The organism is Streptomyces sp. NPDC107471 (genome assembly GCF_055582845.1).
Map to the genome: position 1 here is coordinate 125,716 of NZ_JBVJPC010000002.1, position 22,648 is coordinate 148,363.

The 22,648-nt window shown below is 71.7% G+C and carries 23 protein-coding genes; 14 read left to right on the forward strand and 9 right to left on the reverse strand.

The window, feature by feature from the left end; all coding sequences use genetic code 11:
• Nucleotides 1–43 precede the first annotated feature (43 nt).
• Nucleotides 44–1,063 (reverse strand): non-homologous end joining protein Ku, encoded by a 1,020-nt coding sequence (gene ku, locus ACZ66S_RS05430; protein WP_469899841.1) that lies wholly within the window; start codon nt 1,061–1,063, stop codon nt 44–46.
• A gap of 61 nt (nt 1,064–1,124) precedes the next feature.
• Between ku and ligD the strand changes: the two genes are divergently transcribed.
• The gene (gene ligD / locus ACZ66S_RS05435; protein WP_469899842.1) at nt 1,125–2,006 is read left to right on the forward strand and encodes a non-homologous end-joining DNA ligase; all 882 of its coding nucleotides are present in this window, start codon (nt 1,125–1,127) and stop codon (nt 2,004–2,006) included.
• 205 nt (nt 2,007–2,211) lie between these two features.
• Here ligD and ACZ66S_RS05440 read toward each other — a convergent pair whose 3' ends face one another.
• Nucleotides 2,212–3,015 carry a nuclease-related domain-containing protein gene (locus tag ACZ66S_RS05440; protein WP_469899844.1) on the reverse strand — a complete coding sequence of 268 codons (804 nt, stop codon included), beginning with the start codon at nt 3,013–3,015 and terminating at the stop codon, nt 2,212–2,214.
• Between the two features lie 120 nt (nt 3,016–3,135).
• Between ACZ66S_RS05440 and ACZ66S_RS05445 the strand changes: the two genes are divergently transcribed.
• From ACZ66S_RS05445 to ACZ66S_RS05475, 7 genes are all read left to right on the forward strand, one after another.
• Entirely contained in the window at nt 3,136–3,642 is a 507-nt protein-coding gene (locus ACZ66S_RS05445; RefSeq protein WP_469899846.1) for a protein-tyrosine phosphatase family protein, read from the forward strand.
• Nucleotides 3,643–3,734: 92 nt separating this feature from the next.
• A complete protein-coding gene (locus tag ACZ66S_RS05450; RefSeq protein WP_469899847.1) occupies nt 3,735–4,502 on the forward strand; it encodes a hypothetical protein in 768 nt (255 codons plus the stop codon).
• A complete protein-coding gene (locus ACZ66S_RS05455) occupies nt 4,499–5,734 on the forward strand; it encodes an ATP-binding protein (protein WP_469899849.1) in 1,236 nt (411 codons plus the stop codon). The genes ACZ66S_RS05450 and ACZ66S_RS05455 overlap by 4 nt, the downstream gene beginning before the upstream one ends.
• 93 nt (nt 5,735–5,827) lie before the next feature.
• Nucleotides 5,828–6,277 (forward strand): SH3 domain-containing protein, encoded by a 450-nt coding sequence (locus ACZ66S_RS05460; RefSeq protein ID WP_469899851.1) that lies wholly within the window; start codon nt 5,828–5,830, stop codon nt 6,275–6,277.
• A 52-nt stretch (nt 6,278–6,329) separates the two neighbouring features.
• A complete protein-coding gene (locus tag ACZ66S_RS05465; RefSeq protein WP_469899853.1) occupies nt 6,330–7,691 on the forward strand; it encodes an FtsW/RodA/SpoVE family cell cycle protein in 1,362 nt (453 codons plus the stop codon).
• 23 nt (nt 7,692–7,714) lie between these two features.
• The gene (locus tag ACZ66S_RS05470; protein WP_469900853.1) at nt 7,715–9,178 is read left to right on the forward strand and encodes a peptidoglycan D,D-transpeptidase FtsI family protein; all 1,464 of its coding nucleotides are present in this window, start codon (nt 7,715–7,717) and stop codon (nt 9,176–9,178) included.
• Between the two features lie 45 nt (nt 9,179–9,223).
• Nucleotides 9,224–9,733 (forward strand): DUF3291 domain-containing protein, encoded by a 510-nt coding sequence (locus ACZ66S_RS05475; protein ID WP_469899854.1) that lies wholly within the window; start codon nt 9,224–9,226, stop codon nt 9,731–9,733.
• Nucleotides 9,734–9,739: 6 nt separating this feature from the next.
• Here ACZ66S_RS05475 and ACZ66S_RS05480 read toward each other — a convergent pair whose 3' ends face one another.
• Complete coding sequence (locus tag ACZ66S_RS05480) at nt 9,740–10,843, reverse strand: ferritin-like domain-containing protein (RefSeq protein ID WP_469899855.1); 1,104 nt, start codon at nt 10,841–10,843, stop codon at nt 9,740–9,742.
• Nucleotides 10,844–10,933: 90 nt separating this feature from the next.
• Between ACZ66S_RS05480 and ACZ66S_RS05485 the strand changes: the two genes are divergently transcribed.
• The 4 genes from ACZ66S_RS05485 (at nt 10,934) to ACZ66S_RS05500 (ending at nt 14,153) form a co-directional block, all read left to right on the forward strand.
• Nucleotides 10,934–11,872: an AurF N-oxygenase family protein gene (locus tag ACZ66S_RS05485; protein WP_469899856.1), complete on the forward strand. Its 939-nt coding sequence runs from the start codon at nt 10,934–10,936 to the stop codon at nt 11,870–11,872.
• Between the two features lie 140 nt (nt 11,873–12,012).
• Nucleotides 12,013–12,660 carry a TetR/AcrR family transcriptional regulator gene (locus ACZ66S_RS05490; protein ID WP_469899857.1) on the forward strand — a complete coding sequence of 216 codons (648 nt, stop codon included), beginning with the start codon at nt 12,013–12,015 and terminating at the stop codon, nt 12,658–12,660.
• Nucleotides 12,653–12,955, forward strand: a complete 303-nt coding sequence (locus tag ACZ66S_RS05495) for a hypothetical protein (RefSeq protein ID WP_469899858.1) — start codon at nt 12,653–12,655, stop codon at nt 12,953–12,955. Before ACZ66S_RS05490 ends, ACZ66S_RS05495 begins: the two co-directional genes overlap by 8 nt.
• A 103-nt stretch (nt 12,956–13,058) precedes the next feature.
• A complete protein-coding gene (locus ACZ66S_RS05500) occupies nt 13,059–14,153 on the forward strand; it encodes a C40 family peptidase (RefSeq protein WP_469899860.1) in 1,095 nt (364 codons plus the stop codon).
• Here the strand turns inward: ACZ66S_RS05500 and ACZ66S_RS05505 are convergent.
• Genes ACZ66S_RS05505 through ACZ66S_RS05525 form a run of 5 tightly spaced genes read right to left on the reverse strand, consistent with a single transcriptional unit; the run spans nt 14,102 to nt 19,639 of the window.
• Nucleotides 14,102–15,355: a styrene monooxygenase/indole monooxygenase family protein gene (locus tag ACZ66S_RS05505; RefSeq protein WP_469899862.1), complete on the reverse strand. Its 1,254-nt coding sequence runs from the start codon at nt 15,353–15,355 to the stop codon at nt 14,102–14,104. The two genes, ACZ66S_RS05500 and ACZ66S_RS05505, sit on opposite strands and share 52 nt — an antisense overlap.
• Before the next feature lie 25 nt (nt 15,356–15,380).
• On the reverse strand, nt 15,381–16,037 hold the full coding sequence (locus tag ACZ66S_RS05510) for a GTP-binding protein (protein ID WP_469899863.1): 657 nt from the start codon (nt 16,035–16,037) through the stop codon (nt 15,381–15,383).
• The gene (locus ACZ66S_RS05515; protein ID WP_356028179.1) at nt 16,018–16,422 is read right to left on the reverse strand and encodes a DUF742 domain-containing protein; all 405 of its coding nucleotides are present in this window, start codon (nt 16,420–16,422) and stop codon (nt 16,018–16,020) included. The genes ACZ66S_RS05510 and ACZ66S_RS05515 overlap by 20 nt, the downstream gene beginning before the upstream one ends.
• Entirely contained in the window at nt 16,419–16,922 is a 504-nt protein-coding gene (locus ACZ66S_RS05520; protein ID WP_469899865.1) for a roadblock/LC7 domain-containing protein, read from the reverse strand. The genes ACZ66S_RS05515 and ACZ66S_RS05520 overlap by 4 nt, the downstream gene beginning before the upstream one ends.
• Nucleotides 16,919–19,639, reverse strand: coding sequence for a sensor histidine kinase (locus ACZ66S_RS05525; protein ID WP_469899867.1), 2,721 nt, complete (start codon nt 19,637–19,639; stop codon nt 16,919–16,921). The genes ACZ66S_RS05520 and ACZ66S_RS05525 overlap by 4 nt, the downstream gene beginning before the upstream one ends.
• A 372-nt stretch (nt 19,640–20,011) precedes the next feature.
• On the opposite strand from ACZ66S_RS05525, the gene ACZ66S_RS05530 reads away from it, so the two are divergent.
• A complete protein-coding gene (locus ACZ66S_RS05530; protein ID WP_469899868.1) occupies nt 20,012–20,800 on the forward strand; it encodes a protein phosphatase 2C domain-containing protein in 789 nt (262 codons plus the stop codon).
• A 235-nt stretch (nt 20,801–21,035) separates the two neighbouring features.
• On the opposite strand, the gene ACZ66S_RS05535 is transcribed toward ACZ66S_RS05530, so the two are convergent.
• Complete coding sequence (locus ACZ66S_RS05535; RefSeq protein ID WP_469899870.1) at nt 21,036–21,530, reverse strand: MarR family winged helix-turn-helix transcriptional regulator; 495 nt, start codon at nt 21,528–21,530, stop codon at nt 21,036–21,038.
• Nucleotides 21,531–21,765: 235 nt separating this feature from the next.
• Here ACZ66S_RS05535 and ACZ66S_RS05540 point away from each other — a divergent pair, with 235 nt between their 5' ends.
• On the forward strand, nt 21,766–22,602 hold the full coding sequence (locus ACZ66S_RS05540; protein ID WP_469899871.1) for a lysozyme: 837 nt from the start codon (nt 21,766–21,768) through the stop codon (nt 22,600–22,602).
• Nucleotides 22,603–22,648 lie beyond the last annotated feature (46 nt).

Sequence of the window (22,648 nt, forward strand, 5' to 3'; positions counted from 1 at the left end):
CACGACTGACGCGACCTGCGCGGTGCCGACGGCGGTGCGCAGGTCACGCGGTCCTCTTGCGGGCGGTCGTCTTCTTGGCCGCCGTCTTCTTCGCGGTCGTCGCCTTCTTGGCCGCCGTCTTCTTCGTCCCCTGGGACGACTTCGCCGTCGTCTTCTTGGCCGCGGCCGTCTTCTTCGTCGTGGTGCTCCTGGCGGTCCTGGCGGTCGACTTCTTCCCGTCGGTCTGCTTCGGCGCGGTGCGCGCCGACTTCCGCTGCGGCAACTGTCTGACCTCCCCCGGCTCCTCGCCCCGCGACTCCTTGGCCTCCCGCACGCTCTTCTCCAGCGCGGCCATGAGGTCGAGCACCTTGCCGCTGCGGGCCGGTTCCGGGGCTTCCGGCGGGGCCTCCCCCGCGGCCTTCGCGGCGACGACCTCCTCCAGCGCCTCGCGGTACTCGTCGTGGAGTTCGTCCAGCTCGATCTCGCCGAGGGTGTCCATCAGGGCGTCGGCGAGGTCGAGCTCCTTGTCGCTGACGGTGACCTTGGTGTCGGGGGCGAGTCCCTCGGGCGCGCGGACCTCGTCCGGCCACAGCAGTCCGTGCAGGGCGATGGCGTCCTCGACCACCCGGAGCATGCCGAGGCGCTCGCGGCCGCGCAGCGCGTACTTGGCGATGGCCACCTTGTTGCTGCGCTTGAGGGCCTCCCGGAGCAGGGTGTACGGCTTGGCCGCGGGGGCGCCGCCGGCCTGGAGGTAGTACGACGCGTCCATCTGGAGCGGGTCGATCCGGTCGGCCGGCACGAAGGCCACGATCTCGATCGTCCTGGCCGTGGGGAGCGGCAGGTGGGCCAGGTCCTCGTCGGTGATCGGGATGATGGTGCCGTCCGCGTCCTCGTACCCCTTGCCGATCTCCGCCTGGCTGATCTCCCGGTCCTCCAGTTCGCAGACCTTGCGGTAGCGGACCCGGCCGCCGTCCTCGGTGTGGATCTGGCGGAAGGAGATCGAGTGGCTCTCGGTGGCGTTGACCAGCTTGATCGGGATGCTGACCAGGCCGAAGGAGATGGCGCCGTTCCATATGGATCTCACCAGCAGCCCCTTTCTGGGGTATTACGCCGTTTTATCCCTGTTTGCGTGAGATTCTCATCGTATGACGCCGATCACAGAGGTGGAGGGACGACGGCTCGCGCTCAGCAATCTGGAGAAGGTGCTGTACCCGGCCACCGGCTTCACCAAGGGCGAGGTGCTCCACTACTACGCCACCGCGGCCGACGTCCTCCTCCCCCATCTGCGTGACCGTGCCGTCTCCTTCCTGCGCTATCCGGACGGTCCCGAGGGCCAGGTCTTCTTCGCCAAGAACGTGCCGCCGGGTACGCCCGACTGGGTCACCACGGCCGAGGTGCCCCGCTCCGAGGGCCCGGCCCGGATGGTTTTGGTCCAGGACCTGGCGAGCCTGATGTGGGCCGCCAACCTGGTCACCGAGTTCCACACCCATCAGTGGCTGGTCGAATCGCCCGACGAGGCCGACCGTCTGGTCCTCGACCTCGACCCGGGCCCGCCCGCGACGGTCGTCGAGTGCTGCGAGGTGGCGCTGTGGCTGCGGGAGCGGCTGGCGGCGGACGGCATCGAGGCGTACCCGAAAACCGCCGGCTCCAAGGGGCTGCACCTGCTGGCGGCGGTGCGGGGAGCTTCCTCGGACCAGGTGTCGGAGTACGCCAAGCAGCTCGCCGTGGAGGCGGAGCGGGCGCTGCCGCGGCTGGCCCTGCACCGGATGACCCGCAGTCTGCGGCCCGGGAAGGTCTTCGTGGACTGGAGTCAGAACGCCGCCCGCAAGACCACGGCCACGCCGTACACCCTGCGGGCCCGGGCGCGGCCTCTGGTGTCGGCGCCGGTGACCTGGACGGAGGTGGAGGAGTGTGCGGCGCCGGGGCAACTGGCCTTCGAGGCCGGGGATGTGGGGCCGCGGGTGCAGGACTACGGTGATCTGCTCGCTCCTCTGTTGGACGGTGAGCGGGCGTCACCGTTGCCGTGAGGGCGCGACGGGGGGCGGGCGGGTCGGGTCGTTGGGCGGCTGCGGGTGAGTGGGGGCGCGAGGGGGGTGCCGGGGCGGGTCGTCGGGCGGCTGCGGGTGCGTGGGGGCTTGTCGCGCAGTTCCCCGCGCCCCTGAGTGGGCTCCACCAGACGGCGTCCAGACCTCCCCGCCCCCGCGCCCCAGCCCCACCCGCACCACACGGTGTTCAGACCTTGGTCCACGTGTGTCGGTCTCTTGCCATGGCGTGCAGGGCCTCCACGTCTGCCGGTTTGAGGGTGGCGCCGAGGTGGGTGAGGGACTCCAGGTCCGTGTCGCGCAGGACGCGGATGCCGCGGGGCGGGAGGGTGACCGCGAGGTCGGAGGGGCCGAGCAGGGCGAGGACCGGGTGGACCTCGGCGGTCAGGGCGTAGGAGGCGCGGTCGGCGTCCGCGCGGACGCGGCGCAGCAGGGGCTGCGGGTCGCGGCGGCCGAGGGAGACCATCGGGTCGGCGACCGTGACCCGCTGCTTGCGGGCGTACAGCGTGTGCACGGCGAACAGTCCGCCCGGGCCGATCGCCAGATGGTGGACGCGGTCGCCGCCGGGCAGCGGGACGGAGTGCAGGGTGTGCCAGCCCGCGCCGTCGAGCCGGTCCAGCGCCTCGCCCACGGCCTGCTCGGCCTCCAGGGCACGCCGACGCGGGTCGCGGCGCAGCCGGTGGCCGGGGCCCGGGTCCCGGTCCAGGGCGATCTGGAGGGCCTCGCCGGGCCGGTTGGGCGCCAGGTCGTCGTCCGGGTGGAGGGAGAGCCGGGCCAGTTCGACGGGCGTCGGCACCGGGGGCGGGCCCACCGCCACCCGGCCGGTGAGGAAGGGGCCGAGGGCGTCGAGCACGTCCGCTCTGCGGTCCTCGCTCAGCAGGTTGATCCGGGCCGCCTCACGGTCGTACCAGGCGATGTTCCTGCCGTCCGTGAGGCAGACGTAGAGCCGCTCCTGGCCATGGCGCCAGGTCGGTACGACGCGCAGTCCGCTCATGCACCATCACCCCATGGACCATGGGAACAGGCGGGGTGCTGCACAGGCAAGAAGCCGGTTACCTTTGGGGTGAGTTGCCATGAGTTGCAGGGCTTGGCGCAGGGGCTTGGGGAGGCGCTGTTGCGGACCCGCAGGATGCAACCCGACGTACCGGCTCCGGACACGGCGTGGGACGAGATCGTGCCCGGGCTGTGGATGGGCGGACACGAGTTCCAGGGCCGGTCCGGGCAACGGGAGTTCGCCGTCGTACGGGACGAGTTCGAGGTCGTGCAGACGCTGCTGCGGCTGCCGGGCCACGGCCCCGATCCCGGTGTCGAGCACCATGTGTGGCCGATTCCGGACGGTCCGCTGGACGGGACCCAGTTGGCGGGCGTGATACGCCTGGCACAGGCCGCGTGCGACGCGCTGGACGAGGGCCGCAGGGTCCTCGTCCGCTGCTGTCACGGCTACAACCGCGCAGGCCTGGTCGTCGCGCACGCCCTGGTCCGCCGGGGACAGAGCCCCGACGCGGCGATCCGGCTGATCCGCGGCCGGCGCTCGCCGTGGGCGCTGCACAACGAGCTGTTCGTCGAGTACCTCCGCACCGGGCTGTCCACGGCCCGGCTGCTGGAGGAGCTGACCGAGTAGGCCGCCCGGTACCGCCGGACGGCGAAAAGGACGTCCGTACGAATAATGTGTACGGGGCCGACGCCCCCGACGGCCCCGACCCCAGGAGCACAGTGCCACCCGCCCGCCGCGCACCCCGTACGGCCCGTGCCGCAGCCGCCGTCGCCGTGCTGCTCGTGGCCGCGGCAGGCTGTGGTGACGCGGGCGACCTGGTGGGCGCGGGCTCGACGCCGACCGCGATCAGCCCCGACCGGTTGTGGCCGGAGCTGACGCCCGCCTCCAGCCCGGCCTTCGAGATCGGCGAGGTGGACTCGCAGACCGTGGCGGGCGTCTCCGTGCCCGGCGACGACATCCGCACGGTGGACCCGGTCGCGCTGGTGCGCGCCGAGATCCGCGAGGACCCCGGCACCTACGCCGGCGCGGGGTACGCCGAGACGGCCCGCCGGATGGCCGACTGCGGGAAGGCGGGGGCGGCCGGGAAGCGGTGTCCCGTGCTGAAGCCGTACTACCGCGATCTGACCGGTGACGGGCACGAGGACCTGACGCTGGGCTTCCTCCAGTTGCCCGGCAATGTCACCGCCGTCCGCGTCTACACCGTGGCGAAGCACCGGCTGGTGCGGGTCATGCACTGGGAGGACGCGGTCAGCGGGGTCGAGCTGGCCGGGCACTCGGTGATCATCCGGTCGCCGAGCGAGGTGGCCGGGTACGAGTACCGGCTCCAGTGGACCTGGGACCCGCAGCAGAAGTCGATGCTCCTCACGCACGACGAGATGCTCCGCACCGGCAGCCGGGCCCTCGGGGACGCGCCGAGCCCGACGCCCAGCCTGACACCCGGCCCGACGCTCAGCCCGACGCCCAGCCCGTCGGCGAGTTCGCGATGAGGCTCGCGCTGCCCCGCTGGTCCGGCACGCTCGCGGTGAAGGCCGCCGTGTTCATCACCGTGATGTGCTGCGCCCTGGCCGCGCTGCTCGGGGTCCTCGTGCACGTCTCGGTGACGAACCAGACCGTCGGCGAGGCCCGGCACCTGGCCCTGAGCCGGCTGAAGGACGCGACCGAGGCGTACGAGGCCGGGGACACCCTGCGCTGGGACGCGGGCGTGGACCCGCCGGACCTGCCGGGCTCGCTGCGGGCGCTGGCGGTGGCCGGCGACCGCGGCACGATGGTCGGCGTGCACCGAGGACGCCCCACGATGTGGGCGGCGGGACCGGTGGACGGGAAACGGGCGCTGGCCGTGGAGGTCGACTACTCGCAGGGCGCCCGGACGATCGCGGGCCTCGACCGGGCGATCCTGTGGTCGTCGGCGCTGGCGATCACGGCGACGCTGCTGGTGGGAGCGTTCGCGGTCACCCGGGTGACGACCCGGCTGCACACGACCGCCCGGGTGGCCCGGCGGATCACCGCGGGCGATCTCGACGCGCGTGTCGGCGATCCGCGGACGAAGGATCCCTCGCGGCCGCAGGACGAGGTGGCCGCGGTGGCCGCCGCGCTGGACTCCATGGCGGGGTCGTTGCAGGGGAAGCTGCTGAGCGAGCAGCGGTTCACCGCGGATGTGGCGCACGAGCTGCGGACGCCGTTGACGGGGCTGCACGCGGCGGCCGAGCTGCTGCCGCCGGGACGGCCGACCGAACTGGTGCGGGACCGGGTGGCCGCGCTGCGGACGCTGACCGAGGACCTGCTGGAGATCTCCCGGCTGGACACCGGCCGGGAGAAGCTGGAGCTGGACGCAGAGCGCCTGGGCGCGGTGGCCGAGCGGGTGGTGCGGGCGTCCGGGACCGACACCGAGGTCGTCGTCGTACGGGATCTGGCCGTGGAGACGGACCGGCGGCGGCTGGAGCGGGTGCTGGGCAACCTGGTGGCCAACGCGCACCGGCACGGGCGGGGACCGGTGTCGCTGACGGTCGACGGGGCGGTGGTGACGGTACGGGACCACGGGGACGGGTTCCCGGCGTATCTCGTCGAGCACGGCCCGCAGCGGTTCCGCACGGAGGGCGGGGCCCGGGGGCACGGGCTGGGGCTGACGATCGCGGTGGGACAGGCGGAGGTGCTCGGGGCCCGGCTCTCGTTCTCGAACGCGGAGGACGGCGGGGCGGTCGCGACGCTGACGTTGCGGTAGGCGCTGCTCCTATGGCCCATCTGAAAGGGCGACCGGTCCGCACGCCTCCTAACGTGGCGAACAGTCAGGTCCGCCCCCAACGGAGGTCCCCCCATGTCCCTGCGCTCCCGTCTCCCCATAGCCGTCGCCGCCTGCGCCCTCGCCGTCACCGCCCTCGCCACGCCTGCCGTCGCCGGTGACGAGTGGGGCGACGACGACCCCCAGAGCTCCTCGGGGAACCACCAGAACGAGGGCCAGAACCAGGGCCAGAACCAGGGCCAGAATCAAGGCCAGAACCAAGGGCAGAACCAGGGCCAGAACCAGAACTCACGCCTGGCCCGGGGTGTCGTGACGGCCAGTTCGCTGGCGCTGCGCAGCGCGCCCAACCGGGGCGGCCAGATCATCCGCTGGGCCGAACGGGGTGAGGTCGTCTCCATCTTCTGCCGGACCAACGGCCAGAGCGTCCAGGGCAACCGCCAGTGGTACCTCCTCACGGACGGCACCTGGGCCTGGGGGTCGGCCCGGTACATCAGGACCATCGGTTCGGCGCCACGCTGGTGCTGACATCTCCCGCAGGCTAGGCAGACATCACGTGCTATTTGGGTAAGTTCCGGACATGACCAAGGCCGGAACCACCGTGGCCCCCGCGGACACCTCCGCTCGCGCGGTACGCCTGCCCCGGCGCCGTGGCATCGAACTGGCCCTCATCGCCCTCGCCGTGTTCCTGTCGGTGTACGGCTACTGCGCGGTGGGCCTCGCCAGGAACGGCACCGTCCCGCCCGGCGCCGCCGGATACGGCGCCGGGCTCGGTGTGCTCGCGTTCGTCGCCCATCTGGCGGTGCGGCTGAGGGCGCCGTACGCCGATCCGCTCCTGCTGCCCATCGGGGTGCTGCTCAACGGCCTGGGCCTGGTGCTGATCTACCGGCTCGACCTGGAGACGCCCGGCGACCGCGCCGCCCCCACCCAGCTCGTGTGGTCCACGGTCGGGGTGACCCTGTTCACCGTGATCGTCCTGATGCTGCGCGACCACCGCGTGCTCCAGCGGTACGCCTACGTCTGCGTCGCCGCCGCGCTCGCCCTGCTGATCCTGCCGATCCTCTTCCCGGCCGTGAACGGCGCCCGCATCTGGATCCGGATCGCCGGGTTCTCCATCCAGCCGGGCGAGTTCGCGAAGGTGCTGCTGGCCGTGTTCTTCGCCGCCTATCTCGCGACCAACCGGAACGCGCTGGCGTTCACCGGACGGCGGTTCTGGGGGCTCCAACTGCCCACCGGCCGGGTGCTGGGCCCGCTGCTCGCCATCTGGCTGCTCAGCGTCGGGGTCCTGGTCCTGGAGCGCGACCTCGGCACCTCGCTGCTGTTCTTCGGGCTGTTCGTCGTCCTGCTGTACGTCGCCACCGGCCTCACCGGCTGGATCGCGATCGGCCTGCTGCTGGCCACCGTCGGCGCCTTCGCCGTGGGCTGGCTGGAACCGCACGTGCACAGCCGGGTGGAGGACTGGCTGCACCCCTTCGCCTCGATCGAGGCGGGCCAGGGACCCAACCAGCTCGCGCAGTCCCTGTTCGCCTTCGCGGCGGGCGGGGTCCTCGGCACCGGGCTCGGGCTCGGCCACTCCGTCCTGATCGGCTTCGCCGCCAAGTCGGACTTCATCCTGGCGACGGCGGGCGAGGAACTGGGCCTGGCCGGACTGTCCGCCGTCTTCCTGCTGTACGCCCTGCTCGTGGAGCGCGGCTACCGGGCGGGCCTCGCCCTGCGCGACCCCTTCGGACGGCTCCTGGCGGTCGGCCTCGCCTCGATCGTCGCGCTCCAGGTGTTCGTGATCGCGGGCGGGGTCGGCGGACTGATCCCGCTCACCGGCATGGCGATGCCGTTCCTCGCCCAGGGCGGCTCGTCGGTCGTCACCAACTGGGCGATCGTCGCCCTGCTGATCCGGGTGAGCGACTCGGCCCGCCGCCAGTACGACGGCAAGGAGACCCCGTGACGACACCAGGCCCCGGCCCCGGTATGGCCCGCTACATCCGGCACGCCGCCTGCTTCTGCGTCCTGCTGCTCACCGCACTGCTCGTCAACGCCACCCGCGTCCAGGTCTTCGAGGCCCACGCGCACGCCGACAACCCGGCCAACCGCCGCGAGAACATCGCCCGGTACGGCCGGGAGCGCGGGAACATCCTGGTCGGCGGGCGGCCGGTCACCGGCTCCCGGGACACCGGGGAGCAGCTCCGCTACGAACGGACGTACACGGACGGGCCGTTGTACGCGCCGGTGACCGGCTTCGCCTCGCAGGAGTACGGCACGAGTCTGCTGGAGCACAGCGAGGACGCGGTCCTGTCCGGCACGGACCCGATGCTGAGGCCCTTCCCGCTGTGGAACGACTTCACGCGGAGCCGCAACCCGGGCGGGGACGTCGTCACGACGCTCGACGCGGCCGCGCAGCGGGCGGCCTACCGCGGGCTCGCCGGGCGCAAGGGCGCGGTGGCGGCCGTGGAGCCGGCGACGGGCCGCATCCTCGCGCTGGTGTCCTCGCCGTCGTACGACCCGGGGGTGCTGTCGGGCAACAACGCGGGGGTGGGCCAGTCCTGGGCGTGGCTCAACGGCAACCCGGACCGGCCGATGCTCAACCGGGCGGTCCGGCAGACCTATCCGCCGGGTTCGACGTTCAAGGTGGTCACCGCGGCGGCCGCGCTGGACGCGAAGGTGATCGAGGACGTGGACGCGCCGACCGACTCGCCGGCGCCGTACACGCTGCCCGGCACCACCACCTCGCTCAGCAACGAGTCCGAGGGCTGCCGGGACCTGTCCCTGCGGGAGGCCTTCCGGTGGTCGTGCAACACGGTGTTCGCGAAGCTCGGGGTGGACGTCGGGGTGCGGGACATGACGGCCACCGCGCGCGCCTTCGGCTTCAACGACCCCGCGCTGCGCATTCCGTTCTCGGTGGCCCGCAGCACCTTCGACCCGACCGTGGACCGGGCGCAGCTCGCCCTGTCGTCGATCGGCCAGTACAACACCCGCGCGACCCCGCTCCAGATGGCGATGGTCTCGGCGGCCGTCGCCAACGGCGGCCAGATCCGCACGCCCTACCTCGTGGAGCGGACCACCTCGGCGGGCGGCAGCATCGTGGACACGGCGGGTCCGCGGCCGGTGCGGCAGGCGATGGAACCGGCGACGGCCGCGGTGCTGAAGGAGCTCATGACCCAGGTGGTGACCGAGGGCACCGGCACCAACGCGGCCATCCCCGGCGCGATCGTGGGCGGCAAGACCGGCACCGCCCAGCACGGCATCGACAACTCCGGGATGCCGTACGCCTGGTTCGTGGCGTGGGCGCAGGGCGAGCGGGACATGGAGCCCGAGGTCGCCGTGGCGGTGGTGGTGGAGGACGCGTCGGCGGACCGGGGGGACATCACCGGGGGCGGGGTGTCCGCGCCCATCGCGCGGGCGGTGATGAAGGCGGTGCTCAACTCCAAGGAGTGAGACGGGGGTTGAGGGGCCTTCGGCGGCCGACCTACCGTTCGGTCCATGACTGAAGCGACCGCGTACCAACTCGCCCAGGTGAACATCGGCCGTCTCACAGCCCCGCTGGACTCCGCGCAGTTGAAGGACTTCGTCGACCACCTCGATCCCGTGAACGCCGACGCGGACGCCGCAGACGGTTTCGTCTGGCGGCTGGAGGGCGAGGCGGGCGACGCCACCGACATCGCCGTCTTCGGCGACGAGTGGCTGATCATCAACATGTCGGTGTGGCGGGACGCCGACGCGCTGACGTCGTACATGTACCAGGGCCGGCACCGCGCGATGCTCGCCCGCCGCCGGGAGTTCTTCGAGCGGGTCCAGGAGGCGATGGTGGCCCTGTGGTGGGTTCCGGCCGGCCACCGCCCCACGGTCGCCGAGGCCGAGTCGCGGCTGCTGCACCTGCGCACGCACGGCCCGACACCGTACGCCTTCACGCTGCGCAGGCCGTATCCGGCGCAGGGGGCGGAGCCGGCCACCGTCCTCGAACTACCCGACGACCTGGGCTGCTCGGTCTAGGGCCGCTCACCCCTCCCCGGCCGCGATCGTCTCCCGTACCTCCGCGACCCGTTCCCGCTCCTCGGCCGCGAAGCGTTCCGCGTCCAGTTTCTCGGCGATCTCCTCGTCCTGGGCCATGAGGAGGTCGAGGTTGGAGTTGCCCATCTCGAATACGCCCATGTCGACGTAGGCCTGCTGGAGGCGCTTGCCCCACAGGCCGATGTCCTTGACGCAGGGGACGATCCGGGAGAAGAGCAACTGGCGGAAGAGGGCGAGGAACTCGGACCGTTCGGCGTACTCCTCGGCCTCCGCCTTCGGGATGCCGAAGTTCTCCAGCACCTCGACCCCGCGCAGCCGGTCCCGCATGAGGTGGCAGCCCTCGATGACGAACTCCTCGCGTTCGCGCAGTTCGGCGTCGGAGAGCTGCCGGTAGTAGTCCCGCAGGGCCATGCGCCCGAAGGCCACGTGCCGGGCCTCGTCCTGCATGACGTAGGCGAGGATCTGCTTCGGCAGGGGCTTGTCGGTGGTGTCGCGGATCATGCCGAACGCGGCCAGCGCGAGGCCCTCGATGAGGACCTGCATGCCGAGGTAGGGCATGTCCCAGCGGGAGTCGCTCAGCGTGTCGCCCAGCAGCGACCGGAGGTTGTCGTTGATCGGGTACAGCATCCCGATCTTCTCGTGGAGGAAGCGGCCGTAGATCTCCGCGTGCCGCGCCTCGTCCATCACCTGGGTCGCCGAGTAGAGCTTGGCGTCGAGGTCGGGCACGGACTCCACGATCCGCGCGGCGCACACCATCGCGCCCTGCTCGCCGTGCAGGAACTGGCTGAACTGCCAGGAGGCCAGGTGCTTGCGCAGTTCGCCCTTGTCCTTGTCGGTGAACTTCGTCCAGTACTTGGTGCCGTAGACGGAGATGGACTCGTCGGGGGTGCCGAGGGGGTCGGTGGGATCGACTTCGAGGTCCCAGTCGATGCGCTTCTGCCCGTCCCACTGCTTGTCCTTGCCCTTCTGGTACAGGGCGAGGAGGCGTTCGCGGCCGTCGTCGTACTCCCAGGCGAAACGGGCCTGACCCGTGGCCGGTACCTGCCAGTGGGGGTCCCCGGGATCCGTGGTGTACAGGTCGAAAGTCGGCATGTTCCGCAGGCTGCCCCTTTGTAGACGCCGGGTCAACAAGTCGTGCGCGAGGGATTGACGGCCTTGCTGACAAGCAGTCTCATAAGAGCCATGACGAGTCTGACAGATGTCGACGCGCTCGAAGGGCTGCGTGACGCCCTCGGCCTGCTCAAGGACCGGGAGCAGGTCGCCGAGCGGCTGCTCGACTCCTCCGCCAAGCACTCCTTCGACCCGGACAAGGAACTCGACTGGGACGCGCCCTTCGAGGACGGCCTGTGGTACTGGCCGCCGGAGCTGGTGTCGCTCTACGACACCCCGATGTGGCGGCGGATGAGCGAGGAGCAGCGGATCCTGCTCTCCCGGCACGAGGCCGCGGCGCTGGCCTCGCTGGGGATCTGGTTCGAGATCATCCTCATGCAGCTCCTGTGCCGTCACATCTACGACAAGGCGGCCACGAGCGCGCATGTGCGGTACGCCCTCACCGAGATCGAGGACGAGTGCCGGCACTCGAAGATGTTCGCGCGGCTGATCACCCGGGGCGACACGCCCTGGTACCCGGTGAGCCGGACCCATCAGCAGCTCGGGCGGCTGTTCAAGACGATCTCCACGACCCCGGGGTCGTTCACGGCGACGCTGCTGGGTGAGGAGATCCTCGACTGGATGCAGCGGCTGACGTTCCCGGACGAGCGCGTGCAGCCGTTGATCCGGGGCGTGACGCGGATCCACGTCGTGGAGGAGGCGCGGCACGTGCGCTACGCGCGGGAGGAGCTGCGGCGCCAGATGGTCTCCGCCCCGCGGTGGTCCCAGGAGTTCACCCGGGTGACGTCCGGGGAGTTCGCCCGGGTGTTCTCGGTCGCCTTCGTGAACCCCGAGGTCTACACGAACGTCGGCCTGGACCAGCGGGAGGCGCTGGCGCAGGTGAAAGCGAGCGGGCACCGGCGGGAAGTGATGCAGACGGGTGCGAAGCGGCTGACCGACTTCCTGGACGACATCGGTGTGCTCCGGGGCGTCGGGCGCCGACTGTGGAAGTCCTCGGGACTGCTGGCCTGACGGTCGTGCGCGGACCGGCAGGGGCTGGTCGCGCAGTTCCCCGCACCCCTGAACGACATGCACCGGTCCGGCCTTCAAGGGGCGCGGGGAACTGCGCGACCAGCCACGACGCTCCCGCGGACGCCGACTACGCTGCACTCATGACCCCATCCGCGCCCGCCTACCGGAGACTCGGCGTCGAGGAGCGCAGAAGCCAGCTCCTCGAGGCCGCCCTCGGCCTCTTCGCGCACCGCGCCCCCGAGGACGTGTCCCTGGACGACGTGGCCGAAGCGGCCGGAGTCTCCCGTCCCCTCGTCTACCGGTACTTCCCCGGCGGCAAGCAGCAGCTCTACGAGGCCGCGCTGCGGTCCGCCGCGGACGAACTGGAGCAGTGCTTCGACGAGCCCCGGGACGGCCCCCTGCTCGATCGCCTGTCCCGCGCCCTCGACCGCTACCTCGCCTTCGTCGACGAGCACGACGCCGGCTTCAGCGCCCTGCTCCAGGGCGGCAGCGTCGTCGAGACGTCCCGGACCACCGCCATCGTCGACGGGGTACGCCGGGCCGCCGCCGAGCACATCCTGCGCCACCTCGGTGTCACCGAACCGGGCCTGCGGCTGCGCATGACCGTACGGATGTGGATCACCGCGGTGGAGGCGGCCTCCTTGATCTGGCTCGACGAGAGCAAGCAGCCCCCGGTCCTGGAGCTGCGGGACTGGCTGGTCGACCAGTTCGTCGCCGTGCTCTCGGTGACCGCGAACCGCGACCCGCAGACCGCCGAGCTGGTCACGGCCCTCGCGGCGGATGACTGACACTGGTGCCGTGAAGAGCGAAGACACCCCCTTCGAGGGCGGTCCCATGGACGGCCGGGTGCTGCCCGTGCTGCTGGGACCGACCGGTCACCCGCCGAAGACGTACCGCATCCCCGTCCCGGACGCGGCCGGCGGCCCGCCCGGCGTGCTGGTCTACCGCCGGGTGCCCAGGGGGCACAACAGGCTGGGCATCCAGAAGGGGTGGAAGTACACCTACGACCCCGAGGGCCGGGCGGGCGAGCGGCCGAGGTGGCCGTGGTCCAAGCCCGACAGGCCGGCTGACACCGACGGGTGACGAGGTTGCGCCGAACCGCCCACACTCGGCGCGCGCGGACGGCGACCGCGTCCGATGCTCGCCGTGCGGAACAGAGGGGCTGCTCCGCACGGGAGGTGATGGCGTGTCAGGAAGGCTTCTGCGTCTGGTGTGTACGGCGGCGGTGGCGGCCGGCACCGCTCTCGCGCCGCTGCCCGCGGCCGCCGTGCCGGAGCCGGAGCCGCGTGAGCGCTCCGTCGCGGATCTGCTGACGGATCTTCAGGGGCTGTACCGGGAGGCCGAGGAGGCCACCGAGACGTACAACGCCACCGAGGAGAAGCTGAAGGCGAAGCGTGCCGAGGTGAACCGTCTGGACGCGGCGCTCTCCGAGGTCCGGCTCTCGCTGCACGACAGCCGGCGTGCCGCGGGCCGGCTGGCCCGCCAGCAGTACCAGAGCAGCACCGACATCTCGCCGTACGTCCGTCTCCTGCTCGCCCGCGACCCCCAGCACGCCATCGAACAGGGTCACGTCATCGGCCAGTTGGCGCGGGGCCGGGCCAGGACGGTGGGCCGGCTGACCGGCACCGAGCGGCACGCCGACGCACTGGCCCGCAAGGCGCGCACGGCCCTCGACCAGCAACTCACGCTCGCCGCCCGGCAGAAGAAGGAGCGGGACGCCGTACGGGCGAAGCTCGACGGTGTGGAGAAGCTGCTCGCCTCCCTCAGTGCCGAACAGCTCACCGCGCTGGCGGAGTTCGAGGAGAAGGGCGTCGAGAAGGCGCAGCGGGAGCTGACGACGTCCGGCGCCCTGGGTGAGGACGCGCGCAAGCCGTCCACGGCGGGCGAGCGGGCCCTGCGGTACGCCCGCCGGCAGCTAGGGAAGCCGTACCAGTGGGGCGCGGAGGGCCCGAGGACGTACGACTGCTCGGGGCTGACGTCGAAGGCGTGGGCGTCCGCCGGCACGCCGATCCCGAGGACCAGCCAGGAGCAGTGGGCCCGGCTGCCGAGGGTCCCGTTGAAGCGGCTGCGTCCGGGTGATCTGGTCCTGTACTTCCCCGGGGCCACCCATGTGGCGCTGTACGTCGGGAAGGGCCAGGTCATCGAGGCCCCGCGGACGGGCGAGCGGATCAGGGTGTCCCCGATCGCCGCTCACCCGCTCCTCGGCGCCGTACGTCCGGACGACAGGGCTCAGGCCCCGGCCACCGAGGCCACGAAGGCCTCCGCCTTGTCCGGCTCGTAGAAGAAGTTCTCGAAGTCGGCCGGGTTGTCGAAGCCGTTGGCGAACCGATCCGCCACCGGCTGCAACTGCCCGGCCGCGCCGATCAGGTTCAGGACGTGCTCCGGCGGGGGCGCGAGCATCGCGTTCGTCCACTTGGTGACGTGCTGGGCGGTGGCCCAGTACCGCTCGAAGGTCCCGCGCATCCACTCCTCGTCGAACTCCTTCTCCCCGCGCTCCAGGATCGAGGCGAGGTAGGAGGCCGCGCACTTGGACGCGGAGTTGGAGCCCTGCCCGGTGATCGGGTCGTTGGCGACGACGACGTCGGCCACGCCCAGGACCAGTCCCCCACCGGGCAGGCGGCCTATCGGGTTGCGCACGGTGGGCGCGTAGCGGCCGGCCAGGGTGCCGCCGGCGTCGGTGAGTTCGACGTTCGTGGCGCGCGCGTACTCCCAGGGCAGGAACTTCTCCATGAGTCCCAGGGTCAGGGAGAGGTGTTCCGCCGGGTCCTTCACGCCGTTGAAGACGTCGACGGGGCCGCCGGGTATGCCCTCCCAGAACAGGATGTCGGCCCGCCCGGAGGTGGTGAGCGTCGGCATGACGAACAGTTCGCCGACGCCGGGGACGAGGTTGCAGCGGACGGCCTCGGTGTCCGGGTGCTCGGGGCGCGGGCCCAGACCGTGCACGTAGGAGACGGCGAGGGCGCGCTGCGGCTCGCGGTACGGGGAGCGCTCCGGGTCCCTCGCGAACATGGAGACCAGCTCGCCCTTGCCGGCCGAGACCAGGACCAGGTCGTAGGTGCGGGAGAAGTAGTCGAGGTCGCCGACCGCCGCGCCGTGGATGACGAGCTGGCCGCCGCGCTGGGCGAAGGTCTCCATCCAGCCGGCCATCTTCACGCGCTGGTCGACCGACTGCGCGAACCCGTCGAGCCTGCCCAGCCAGTCGATCGCGCGCTGCGAGGGCCCCGGGTCGAACGAGCCGGGTGCCGCCACCGAGACGCCGAGTCCCTCGATCTTCGGGGCCTGGGACTCCCAGAAGTTGAGCTGGAGATCGCGCTCGTGCCGGAGTGCCGTGTGGAACATGCACTGCGTCGACATGACCCGGCCGGAACGGATCTCGTCCGCGGTCCGGTTGGACATCAGGGTGACCTCGTACCCGTGCGACTGGAGGCCGAGGGCGAGCTGGAGTCCGGACTGGCCGGCTCCGACGACGAGTATCTTCCGCATGCGGGTGCTGGCTCCTAAGGGTGGACTACTCGGGGGTCTCGTCCAGCGCGTGGCCGACGAGGGACAGCAGGGTCTCGATGACCGAGATCTTCCGCCGCGCGTCCATGATCATGACAGGTATGTGCCGGGGGACGCTGAGGGCCTCCCGCACGTCCTCCGGCTCGAACAGCTCGCTGTCGTCGAAGTGGTTGACCGCGACGACGTACGGCAGTCCGCAGCTCTCGAAGTAGTCCAGCGCGGGGAAGGAGTCCTTCAGGCGGCGGGTGTCGGCCAGGACGACGGCGCCGATCGCGCCCCGCACCAGGTCGTCCCACATGAACCAGAACCGCTCCTGGCCGGGGGTGCCGAAGAGGTACAGGACGAGGTCGTCGTCGAGCGTGATGCGGCCGTAGTCCATGGCCACGGTGGTGGTGACCTTCTCCGGGGTGCCGGAGAGGTCGTCGACCTGCTCGCTGGCCTCGGTCATCAGCGCCTCCGTCTGGAGGGGCTCGATCTCCGAGACGGTGCCGACCAGGGTGGTCTTGCCGACGCCGAAGCCGCCGGCCACGACTATCTTCGTGGCGATGGGGGCCCGGGTGCGGTCCGTCTGCCAGGACTTGAGGTCGTCGTCGGTCTCGACGTCGACGAACGGGGTGACGCCGGCCTCCCGGGAGGCGGCGGCGTCAGAGACGGCGGAGTCCACTCAGCACCCTTTCCAGCAGAGCGCGGTCGGGACGGCCCGTGCCATGACCGGTCCCGGTGCCGTACACACGGATCTTTCCCTGGTCCGCGAGGTCGCTGAGGAGCACCCGGACCACGCCGAGCGGCATCTTCAGCAGCGCGGCGATCTCGGCCACCGTGCGCATCCGGCGGCACAGTTCGACGATGGCCCGCAGCTCCGGCATGACCGACTTCAGCGAGCCGTTGGTGAGCTCCTTGCGCTCCTCGGGAGCCTCCAGAGCCGCCACGAACGTCTCCACGAGCAGGACGTGACCGAAGCGGGTCCGGCCGCCGGTGAGGGAGTACGGGCGGACCCGGGCGGCCTTGCGGTCGCCGCCGCGGACCGGGAGCTCGGGCCTGTTCGTCATCGGGCGCTCCCTGTCTCGTCGTGCTCCAGCGACTGGCGCAGCTCGCTGCGGAGTTCGGGGGTCAGGACGTGTCCGGCGCGGCCGACGAAGAGCGCCATGTGGTAGGCGACGACGCTCATGTCGCAGTCCGCGGAGCCGTGCACGCCGAGCAGCGAACCGTCGCTGATCGACATGACGAACAGGCTGCCCTCGTCCATCGCGATCATGGTGTGTTTCGTCGTGCCGAAGTCCATGAGCTTGGCGGCGCCGAGGGTGAGGCTGCCGATGCCGGAGACGATGGTCGCGAGGTCGGCGGACGAGCCGCGCGGGCCGGTGGGCTTCCCGTCACGGGCCTCGCGGGCCTCCGCGTTCCGCTCGGCGTCGGAGGAGAGCAGGAGCAGGCCGTCGGAGGAGACCACGGCGACGGACTGGACGCCGGGCACCTCCTCCACGAGGTTGGTCAGCAGGAAGTGGAGATTGCGGGCTTCACGACTCAGTCCGAAGGTACTGGGCGCGGTCAACTGCTTGCCTCCTCGGCTGTGCCCCCCGTGGCTTCTTCGGATGCGGTGCGTTGTTCTGCGGCCGGCAGTCTGGTCTCGCCGGTCTGTTCCTTGATCTCCGCCTCCACGTCGCGGTAGCCGGCCTCCGCCCCCCTGCGGAAGCCGCCGAGCCTGCGACGGAGCGCGTCGGCGTCCACGGACGCGTTGCGCCGGCGCGGGGCCGGGGCGGCGGGTGCGGTGATCTTGGGGGTGCGCTTGGGGAGGCCCTTGTCGGTGAGGGGCTCCTCCTCGGCGCGGGTGTGTTCGGTCTCCGCCTCGGCGTCGGGCGCGGGCTCGGGATCGGGCGCCGGCGGCTCGTCCGGCAGGGGGTCCGGCCGCACCGGGTCCGGCTCCCCCTGGGCCGGTATCGGGGCCAGGAGTTCCATCGTCGTCTCGGCGGGGGTCTCCGCCTCCGCCCGGCGTACGGCCTTCTCGGCCATCGCCACCAAGGGGTCGTCCTGCGAACGGCCGTTCAGGACGTTGGAGTTGACCTCCGCGTCCGCGCCGGGAAGCGAGAAGGAGTGGGCCGCGCCGGAAACCGGGCCGGTGCCGGTGCCGGAGGCCGCCGGTACGGCGGCCGGGGGCGCGGCGGTGAGCAGCGCCTTGGGGAGGACCACCACGGCGGCCACACCCCCCTGCTTCTGCTCGCGCAGTTGCACCCGGACCCCGTGCCGGTGGGCGAGGCGGGCCACGACGTACAGGCCGAGGCCCAGCCCCTCGTCGCCCTCGTCGTACGACTCGTAGGCGGCCTCGGGGTCGAAGTCGGCGAGGCGGGAGTTGAGGGTGGTCATCCGCTCGGCGGTCATGCCGATGCCCTCGTCCTGGACGGAGAGCATGACCTCACCGCTCTCCAGGAGCCAGCCGGAGACCTCGACGGGCACGTCGGGCGGGCAGAACGAGGTGGCGTTCTCCATCAGTTCGGCGAGCAGGTGGGAGAGGTCGTCCGCGGCGAAGCCGACCACGTGGGCGTGGGGCGGGAGCGCGGCGATACGGACCCGCTCGTAGCGCTCGATCTCGCTGACCGCGGCGCGGACCACGTCGACGAGCGGGACCGGGCCGGCGCTCTGTTGCACGTGCTCCGTGCCGGCCAGGACGAGGAGGTTCTCGCTGTGGCGGCGCATGACCGTGGCGAAGTGGTCGAGCTTGAAGAGGGTGGCGAGGCGCTCCGGGTCCTGCTCACGCTCCTCCAGGCCCTCGATGACGGCGAGTTGCCGCTCGACCAGGCCGAGCGTGCGCAGTGCGAGGTTGACGAAGGTGGCGCCGATGGTGGTGCGCAGCCGCTCCAACTCCGCTGCGGAGTCGGCGAGTTCGCTCTTGAGCTGCTCGCGGGCGTCCGCCATCTTCTGGCGCTGGCCGACCAGGTGCTTGCGGTCGGACTCCAGGGTGTTGATGCGCTCGGCGAGCGACACGGCGTGCGCGTGCAGGGTGTTGACGGAGCGGACGACCTGGGCGAACTCGTCGTTGCGGCCGGTGAAGGAGACGGCTTCCTCGGTGGTGGGGTCCTCGGCGCCGGCGAGCCGGGCGGAACCGCGGCGCAGCACCGACAGGGGCCGGGTGAGGGTGCGGGCCATGGCGGTGCTGATGCCGACCGCCAGCAGCATCAGGGCGCCGAGGATCGCGACCCGCGCCTCCAGCGCGGTGACGTCGTCGTCGCGGAGCTGGGCGAGCGCCTTGACCCGGCGGTCGTAGAGCGCGGACTCGGCGCCGCGCATCAGGTCGACGCGGGCGGAGAGGGCGGCGTCGAGCTTGGCGGTGTTGGTGTTCAGCTCGCCGTCGGAGAGGGTGGGCTGGTCGGTGAGGGCGGCGAGGTACTTGTCGGCGGAGTTGACCTCGGGGCCGGTGACCGTGGAGTCGTAGCTCGCCTTGGCGGCGGCGGGCGCGGAGTCCCGGAAGTCGGCGAGGGCCGCGTCGGAGCGCAGCCGGGCCTGCTGGGCGGCGGCGCCGAGCGCGTCGCGCCGGGCGGCGTCGGCCTTCGAGGAGACCTTCTCGGTCTTGGTCAGGCCGGTGATCGGGTCGTAGACGTTGCTGGTCGTGGTCGGCACGCTGAGCGCCGCGAGCAGGAGTCCGCGGGTGGCGGCGGCCTGCTGTACGGCGGAGTCCAGCTCGGCGAGCGAGTAGGCGCCGGAGCCCGCTCGGGCCGGCATCCGCGCGGCCAGTTCCTCGGCGAGGCCGTGCAGTTCGGTGATGGCGGCGGAGTAGGCGTTGTGCGTCTCCAGCGCGGTGGTCCTGCCGGTGAGCGCGGAGCGGCGTACGGCGGCGATGTCGTCGAGGTCGCCGCGCAGAGCGGCGGACAGGTCGGTGTCGGCGCGCAGTTCCTCGGCCTGGCGGTCGACGCGGGCGCTCGCCTGCTCGCCGGGCGCCTTCGCCCTGGGCCGTCCGGCCGCGATGTAGGAGGTGACCTCGTCGCGTTCGTCGGCGAGCGCGTGGGCGAGGTCGAGGGCGTCCTGGGTCTGCTCGGCGAGCGTCACCAGGTCCTGGGAGTCGTGGAGTTCCCCCGAGGCGGTGACGAGGGAGGGGGCGCCGGCCCCGGCGATCGCGGCGGCCACGACGGCTACGGCGAGAATCAGCCGGGTGCGGACGTGGGTGGGGCGGCCCTTGCCGACGGGAGTCCCGGGGGCGCCGGGCGTGGCGGCTGTGCGCTCCGCGCCGTTGCCGGAGGCCGTCTGCTTGCCTGTGCGACGAGGCCGCGTCTTCTGCACCGCTGCTCGCATTCCTGAACTCGTGATACCCATGGGCCCGGGGTGACGCTCCGTCAACTGGTGTGCACACCGGGGTACGGTTCCCGACCCTCCCAGCGCCGGTGGGCGGTGGTCGCGCATCGCCTGAGCCGCCACCCGAAGGAGTGAACCTCGGAGGGGAGTTGGCGGGCAAGTTCCTCCGGCACACGCACCGGCCCTGTGCGGCGGGCCGGTTGGACGTCGGCGAGGACCGATGGCAGTATTCGCCACCACGCGTGCCCGGAGTCAGCCATTCCAGCCCAAACCTGGCGCCTGACCTGCGCGACTACGTCAATTCCGCGATCCTTGCCACGCTTTGGCGAAGCTTGTGAAGGGCTCGTGCAGACTGGCTGGATGCGTACGGAACTTGTCTCGGAACCCGGCGATGTCCAGTGGCCCAACGAGGACTTCGCGAGTGTCGCGCTGCCCGCTTCCGGGCGGGGCGGCGTCCTGGTCCTCCTCGACGGGGTCACTCCGCCCAAGGGTCCGACGGGCTGTCTGCATTCGGTCCCGTGGTTCACGGCCCGGCTCGGCGGGGCGCTGACCGAACTGGCCGTTTCGCTCATGGATGTTCCCCTGGCCGAGGTGCTGTCCCGGGCGATCGCGCGCACAGCGGAGACACATGGTGAAGGTTGTGACCTTTCTCACCCGCGTACGCCGCAGGCGACGGTGGTGACGGCGCGGTGGACCCCGGAGTCGGTCGAGTACCTGGTGCTGTCGGACTCGGCACTGCTGGTGGCGGCGCCGGACGGCACGGTCTCTGCGGTGCTGGACGACCGCCTCTCCCGGCTGCCCCGCGCCTCCCTGGCCACGGACGCGCTGATCGACGCGCACCTCCGCAACAAGGAGGGCGGCTTCTTCACGGCGGCGGCGGATCCCTCGGTGGCGGGGCGCGCGGTGACCGGGGTGCTGCCGCGCTCGTCGGTGCGCGCCCTGCTGGCCCTGACGGACGGGGCGGCCCGGTGGGTCGAGAAGTTCCACGAGGGCGACTGGCCGGACTGCCTCGCCCTCGTCCGCAAGGAGGGCGCCCAGTCCCTCGTGGACCGCGTCCGAGAACTGGAACGTGCCGACGCGGGGCCCCGGGTGCACCTGCGCCGCAGCAAGACCCACGACGACGCTTCGGCGGTGTATGCGGAGCTTTGAGGGTGTGTGGGGGATGGCTCGCGTCGGCGGAGTTGTGAGGGGACCGGCCGAGACAGCTCACCTCGGCCCGCGTCCGCTCGCTTCGGCGGAGCTGTATGCGGGCGTCCGGGCGGGGTGGCTCACGTCGGTGGAGCAGTGCGGGGGCGCCCGGGCGGGCCGGGGTGGCTCGCGTCAGTCCGCGTAACCCACATGGTCGGCTCCGGATAGCCCGTCCGGTGGAACGGCACGCGTGGGGCTACTTCTCCATGCCCCGGTTGAGCTGGTGCAGCAGGCGGGCCAGTTCGGTGACCTCCCGTGGGTTCCAGTGGGCCAGACGGCCCGCGTACCGGGCCCGGCGGGCGTCGCGGACCCGGTGCACCCGGGAGCGGCCCTCCTCCGTGAGGTCGACCAGCCAGGCCCGCCCGTCCGCGGGGTCGGGTTCGCGGGTGACGAGGCCCAGGTCCTCCAGGGCCCGCAGTTGGCGGGACATCGTGGCCTTGCCGACCCCGATGTAGCCGGCCAGTTCCGTGGCACGCTGACGGCCGCATTCATCCAGACGGACGAGCAGCCCGTAGGCCGCCGACTCCAGGTCGGGATGGACCTCGCGGGCCATCTCCCCCTGGTTGGCCCGGGCGCGGCGCAGCAGGACGGTCAACTCGCGTTCCAGCGCCAGGAATCCGGGCTGGTCCACACCGCTCGGCGCCTGGTCGGCCCCGCCCCGGCCACCGTCGCCGTTTCCCTCTTCGTGCACGTCAGCCCCTGCCTTGGATTTCCCGGTCGTGAAAGTTTCCGCCAGATTGCGACATCACCGCAGCTCCGTAAGTATTTCGCAGGGCTAGACCAACGGCAGCCTCCGGTCCCTCTTCCCACCCCGTCGTCCCCGTACGTAGCGTCTTGACCGAGCGGCGGCTGGCATGCCCACGTCAGCCTGGCACGGTCTTCCCTGTTCCCCCCACCGAGCATCACCGAGCCTTCGGAGGCACGCCATGCCCGTGCACAGACCCGGACCGATACGTCCCCGACGCCTCTTCCTCGTCGGACTCCTGCTCACTGCGTTCGCCCTGCTCCCCACCTCCCCCGCCTCGGCCGAGCAGTCCCCCGAGGCCACCGCCACCCCCGCCCGCGGCTCCGCCCACATGGGTATGGGCGTCGTAGCGCACGACGGGCAGGGCGGCCTTCCCGCCGGCACCCGCGCCACCCAGACGGAGGGGGTCGACGTCGCCAGTTACCAGGGCAACGTCGCCTGGACCACCCTGTGGAACAGCGGCGTCCGGTGGGCGTACACCAAGGCGAGCGAGGGGACGTACTACACGAACCCCTACTTCTCCCAGCAGTACACCGGCTCCTACGGCGTCGGCATGATCCGCGGCGCCTACCACTTCGCCACCCCGGACACCACGAGCGGCGCGACCCAGGCCGACTACTTCGTCGACCACGGCGGCGGCTGGTCCAGGGACGGCAGGACCCTGCCCGGCGTCCTCGACATCGAGTGGAACCCGTACGGCGACGCCTGCTTCGGCAAGACGCCGAGCGCGATGGTCACCTGGATCCGCGACTTCCTGAACCAGTACAAGGCGCGCACCGGACGGCAGGCCGTCCTCTACACCGCCACGACCTGGTGGACCCAGTGCACCGGCAACTACGGCGGCTTCGCCGCCACCACCCCGCTGTGGATCGCGCGCTACGCCTCGACGCCCGGCACCCTCCCGGCCGGCTGGAGCACGTACACCATGTGGCAGTACACCTCCACGGGCCCGACGGTCGGTGACCACGACCGGTTCAACGGAGCGCTCGACCGCGTGCAGGCCCTCGCCAACGGCTGACCGCCCCCGTGTACGGAGAAGGCCCGGGCCTCCCTCACGAGAACCC

Coding starts and splice junctions, on each gene's coding strand:
- ACZ66S_RS05480 (WP_469899855.1), bottom strand. CDS start 10,843: ATGCCGACTTTCGACCTGTACACCACGGATCCCGGGGACCCCCACTGG.
- ligD (WP_469899842.1), top strand. CDS start 1,125: ATGACGCCGATCACAGAGGTGGAGGGACGACGGCTCGCGCTCAGCAAT.
- ACZ66S_RS05440 (WP_469899844.1), bottom strand. CDS start 3,015: ATGAGCGGACTGCGCGTCGTACCGACCTGGCGCCATGGCCAGGAGCGG.
- ACZ66S_RS05465 (WP_469899853.1), top strand. CDS start 6,330: ATGACCAAGGCCGGAACCACCGTGGCCCCCGCGGACACCTCCGCTCGC.
- ACZ66S_RS05530 (WP_469899868.1), top strand. CDS start 20,012: ATGCGTACGGAACTTGTCTCGGAACCCGGCGATGTCCAGTGGCCCAAC.
- ACZ66S_RS05455 (WP_469899849.1), top strand. CDS start 4,499: ATGAGGCTCGCGCTGCCCCGCTGGTCCGGCACGCTCGCGGTGAAGGCC.
- ACZ66S_RS05540 (WP_469899871.1), top strand. CDS start 21,766: ATGCCCGTGCACAGACCCGGACCGATACGTCCCCGACGCCTCTTCCTC.
- ACZ66S_RS05505 (WP_469899862.1), bottom strand. CDS start 15,355: ATGCGGAAGATACTCGTCGTCGGAGCCGGCCAGTCCGGACTCCAGCTC.
- ACZ66S_RS05515 (WP_356028179.1), bottom strand. CDS start 16,422: ATGACGAACAGGCCCGAGCTCCCGGTCCGCGGCGGCGACCGCAAGGCC.
- ACZ66S_RS05490 (WP_469899857.1), top strand. CDS start 12,013: ATGACCCCATCCGCGCCCGCCTACCGGAGACTCGGCGTCGAGGAGCGC.
- ACZ66S_RS05495 (WP_469899858.1), top strand. CDS start 12,653: ATGACTGACACTGGTGCCGTGAAGAGCGAAGACACCCCCTTCGAGGGC.
- ACZ66S_RS05475 (WP_469899854.1), top strand. CDS start 9,224: ATGACTGAAGCGACCGCGTACCAACTCGCCCAGGTGAACATCGGCCGT.
- ACZ66S_RS05485 (WP_469899856.1), top strand. CDS start 10,934: ATGACGAGTCTGACAGATGTCGACGCGCTCGAAGGGCTGCGTGACGCC.
- ACZ66S_RS05460 (WP_469899851.1), top strand. CDS start 5,828: ATGTCCCTGCGCTCCCGTCTCCCCATAGCCGTCGCCGCCTGCGCCCTC.
- ACZ66S_RS05470 (WP_469900853.1), top strand. CDS start 7,715: ATGGCCCGCTACATCCGGCACGCCGCCTGCTTCTGCGTCCTGCTGCTC.